The organism is Streptomyces sp. NPDC054847 (genome assembly GCF_053610925.1).
Window position 1 is genome coordinate 1 of sequence record NZ_JBSGZJ010000547.1, and the last position, 4,394, is coordinate 4,394.

Here is a 4,394-nt window from a genome sequence, read left to right on the forward strand (position 1 = left end):
ATCCACGCCCCACCGGCACATCTCGTCGGCTACTGGTCGCGGTACATCTCCGCGACCAGGAACGCCAGGTCCAGGGACTGGCTGCGGTTCAGCCGGGGGTCGCAGGCCGTCTCGTAGCGCTGGTGCAGGTCGTCGACGAAGATCTCGTCGCCGCCGCCCACGCACTCGGTGACGTCGTCACCGGTGAGCTCGACGTGGATGCCGCCGGGGTGCGTGCCGAGCGCCTTGTGGACCTCGAAGAAGCCCTTGACCTCGTCGAGCACGTCGTCGAAGCGCCGGGTCTTGTGGCCGGACGCCGCCTCGAAGGTGTTGCCGTGCATCGGGTCGGTCACCCAGGCCACGGTCGCGCCGGAGGCGGTGACCTTCTCGACCAGCTCGGGGAGCTTGTCGCGGACCTTGTCGGCGCCCATACGGACGATGAAGGTCAGCCGGCCGGGCTCGCGGTCGGGGTCGAGACGGTCGATGTAGGTCAGCGCCTCGTCCACCGTCGTCGTCGGCCCCAGCTTGATGCCGATCGGGTTGCGGATCCTGGAGGCGAACTCGATGTGCGCCCCGTCCAGCTGGCGGGTGCGCTCACCGATCCAGACCATGTGGCCCGAGGTGTTGTACAGCCGGCCGGTGCGGGAGTCGGTCCGGGTCAGGGCCGACTCGTAGTCCAGCAGCAGGGCCTCGTGGGACGAGAAGAACTCGACCGTGCGGAACTCGGCCGGGTCGGTGCCGCAGGCCTTCATGAAGTTCAGCGCGTTGTCGATCTCCCGGGCGAGCTGCTCGTAGCGCTGGCCGGAGGGGGACGACTTCACGAAGTCCTGGTTCCAGGCGTGCACCTGGCGCAGGTCCGCGTAACCGCCGGTGGTGAAGGCGCGCACGAGGTTGAGCGTCGAAGCGGAGGCGTTGTACATCCGCTTGAGGCGCTCGGGGTCCGGGATGCGGGCCTCTTCGGTGAAGTCGAAGCCGTTGACGGAGTCGCCGCGGTAGGTCGGCAGGGTCACGCCGTCGCGGGTCTCCGTCGGCTTGGAGCGCGGCTTCGAGTACTGGCCGGCGATACGGCCGACCTTCACCACGGGCACGGACGCGGCGTAGGTGAGGACCGCGCCCATCTGGAGCAGGGTCTTCAGCTTGTTCCGGATGTGGTCGGCGGAGACGGCGTCGAAGGCCTCGGCGCAGTCGCCGCCCTGGAGCAGGAACGCCTCGCCCTTGGCGACGGCTCCCATCCGGGCGCGCAGCTGGTCGCACTCGCCCGCGAAAACGAGCGGCGGATACGACTCGAGGTCCGCGATCACATCGCGCAGAGCCTCGGCATCGGGGTACTCGGGCTGCTGCGCCGCGGGCAGGTTTCGCCAGGTGTTGCCACCGGTAGCGGTGGTCTTAGCGTTCACGGTCACAGGCACAACCCTACGGCTTCCCGCCACCTGTCCGGCCCGGTGCCCAGCGACTGAGACGCCCGCCCGAAATGTCCCTCGACAACGTTCACCCGATCGAGTGGTGTTACCCTGCGGCGCGTTTTCGAAACGGATCACAACACAAGACGGACCAGGGGTGGGCGTGAGCCAGGGGCACCGCAGAGATCGCACGAAGAAACGGCTCTTCTACGGGGTGGCGGCAGCAGTCGTCGCCACTGCCACGATCGGGACGGTCGCGGTGGCATCACCCGACCTCGTCGGTCTCGGCAGCGACGAGGGCAGCCGGAACGAGTCGCTCCAGAGCCAGTTCGCGGAGGCGGCGCGCGAGTTCGACGTACCCCAGAGCGTGCTGATGGCGGTCTCGTACCGGCAGACGCGCTGGGAGTCGCACGACGGTGAGCCGAGCGTCACCGGCGCGTACAACGTGATGGGCCTGACGGACGTCGACCCGGAGGACATCGAGACCGAGGAGGCCGGCGAGGAGGCCATCGCCCACTTCAACGGCAGCGGCAAGCGGGAGATCGAGAAGTCCTTCGACCCTGCCAAGGTCCGTCGGATTCTGGCCGAGGCGACCGTCGACACCGACGATCCCCGGCTCCACACCGTGGACAAGGCCGCCGAGCTGATCGACAGCTCCCCCGAGGCGGTCCAGAGCGACACCTCCGAGTCCATCCGGGCCGGCGCGGCTCTGCTCGCGGAGTACCAGAAGGAGGCCGGTGCGGAGCTGTCCGACAACCCTGGCGCCTGGTACCCGGCCGTGGCGCGCTACAGCCAGTCGCCGGAGAAGAAGGGTGCCGACCTCTTCGCCAAGCGGGTCTTCGAGTCGATCAAGACGGGTGAGCGGGAGCTCACCCTGGACGGCGAGCAGGTCTCCCTGCCGGCCGATCCGTCGGTCCGGCCGGTCAAGCCCGCGAACGTCCCGCTGGCGGCGAGCTATGCCTCCACCACGGCGGTGCCGACGCCCGAGTGCCCCACCGGCCTGTACTGCAACTTCGTGCCGTCGCGCACGTCGAGCACGGGCAAGCGCAACTACACGCTGGCCGACCGCCCGAACCAGGGCGTGGACATCCGCCAGATCGTCATCCACGACACCGAGGGCGGCTACGACGGCTCGCTCGCGGCGCTCACGAACCCGGACGTCCCGGGCAGCGCGCACTATCTGATCCGCGCCTCGGACGGTCTGGTCACCCAGATGATCGAGAACAAGCACCTGGCGTGGCACGCGGGCAACTGGACCCACAACATGCATTCGATCGGCGTGGAGCACGAGGGCTACGCGATCAAGGAAGGCAAGTGGTACACGGAGTCCCAGTACCAGTCCTCCGCCGACCTGGTGAAGTTCCTGGCCACGAAGTACAACGTGCCGCTGGACCGCGAGCACATCATCGGCCATGACGAGGTGGCGCTCCAGACGGACGCCGGCATGGCCAATCTCCACTGGGACGCGGGCCCGTACTGGGACTGGAACCACTACATGGGCCTGATGGGCGCCCCGCAGGGCGACCAGGGCGCGGGCGGTCCGCTCGCGGCCGGCCAGGTGGTCCGTGTCGTTCCCCCGTTCACCACGGCGAACCAGCCGAAGCTCACCGTCGGTGGCAACGCCGTCACCGCCCGCCCGTCCAACTTCGGCTACCTCTACACGTCGCCCTCGACGAGCGCGTCGACGCTGACCGACCCGTATTTCACCTCCCTCTGGTCCGAGGGCTCGAACTACGGGAACAAGGTCCGGGCCGGTGGCAGCTACGTCGTCGCCGAGGCCAGGACCAACTGGACGGCGATCTGGTACGCGGGCAAGAAGGCCTGGTTCTACAACCCGGGCGGCCAGTACACCGTCCCGGTGGCCAATGCCACGAGCGTCAAGGTGAAGGCCGGTGCGACCTCGGCCAAGGTCTACGGGCGCTCCTTCCCGGAGACCGCCGCCTACACCGCCGCGGGCCTCGAGGCGCCCGGTGACGAGAACGCCCACCTGACGAAGTTCACCTTCGCCTCCGGCCAGGCCTACGCGAAGGCCGGACCCGCGGTGAAGGGCGACGACTGGTTCGGCTCCGCGCAGAAGAACGTCATCGGCGACACTCTCTACGTGCCGATCCGCTTCCACCACAAGATCACCTGGGTGAAGGCGGACGACGTCGTCGAGGCCACCCCCACCGCGCCGGACGCCGGCACCACCCGGTTCAACGTGCTCGCGCGTGACGCCGGCGGCTCGCTGTACCAGTACCAGGGCACCGGCACCGGCACAACGCCGTTCTACAGCCGCTACCGCATCGGGGCCGGCTGGCAGGGCTACAACCTGATCACCGACCTGGGTCCGCTGCGTGCGGACGCTCAGGTGGGCGACATGGTGGCCCGCGACGGCTCCGGCGTGCTGTGGCACTACGTGGCGAGCGGCAACAAGGACCAGCCGTTCAAGCCCCGTCTGAAGGTGGGCGCGGGCTGGAACATGTACAACATGGTCTTCAGCACCGGCGACATGGACGGCGACGGCAAGGGCGACGCCATCGGCCGGGAGAGCTCCGGCGTCATCTGGTTCTACCGCGGCACCGGCATCCCCGGCGCGCCGTTCGCCCCCCGGGTGAAGGTCGGCTTCGGATGGCAGATCTACAACACCATCCTCGGCCCGGGCGACCTGGACGCGGACGGCAAGGCCGACCTGGTGGGCCGTGACGGCTCCGGCGTGCTGTGGTTCTACAAGGGCACGGGCAGCGCCACCGCGCCGTACGCCCCGCGTGTCAAGGTCGGCGCCGGCTGGAACATGTTCAACGCCCTCGTCACCACCGGCGACCTCGACCGCGACGGCACCGCGGACATGGTCGCCCGCGAGCCCTCCGGCGCGCTGTGGTTCTACAAGGGCACGGGCAGCGCCACCGCGCCGTTCGCGCCCCGTACGTCCATCGGTCCCGGCTGGCAGATCTACAACACGCTGATCTGATCGCACCGAACCGGCACTCCGCCCGCGGCGCCGCGGCCCGTCCTCATCGTGGGACAGGCCCCGGC

The 4,394-nt window shown here is 69.1% G+C and carries 2 protein-coding genes; one reads left to right on the forward strand and one right to left on the reverse strand.

The features are described 5' to 3' along the window. Window positions 1-29: 29 nt before the first annotated feature. The gene (locus ACWGH4_RS32035; RefSeq protein WP_078535526.1) at window positions 30-1,376 is read right to left on the reverse strand and encodes a class II 3-deoxy-7-phosphoheptulonate synthase; all 1,347 of its coding nucleotides are present in this window, start codon (window positions 1,374-1,376) and stop codon (window positions 30-32) included. A gap of 166 nt (window positions 1,377-1,542) precedes the next feature. Here ACWGH4_RS32035 and ACWGH4_RS32040 point away from each other — a divergent pair, with 166 nt between their 5' ends. Beyond that, complete coding sequence (locus tag ACWGH4_RS32040) at window positions 1,543-4,329, forward strand: N-acetylmuramoyl-L-alanine amidase (RefSeq protein WP_453467050.1); 2,787 nt, start codon at window positions 1,543-1,545, stop codon at window positions 4,327-4,329. The last annotated feature ends 65 nt before the right edge of the window (window positions 4,330-4,394 follow it).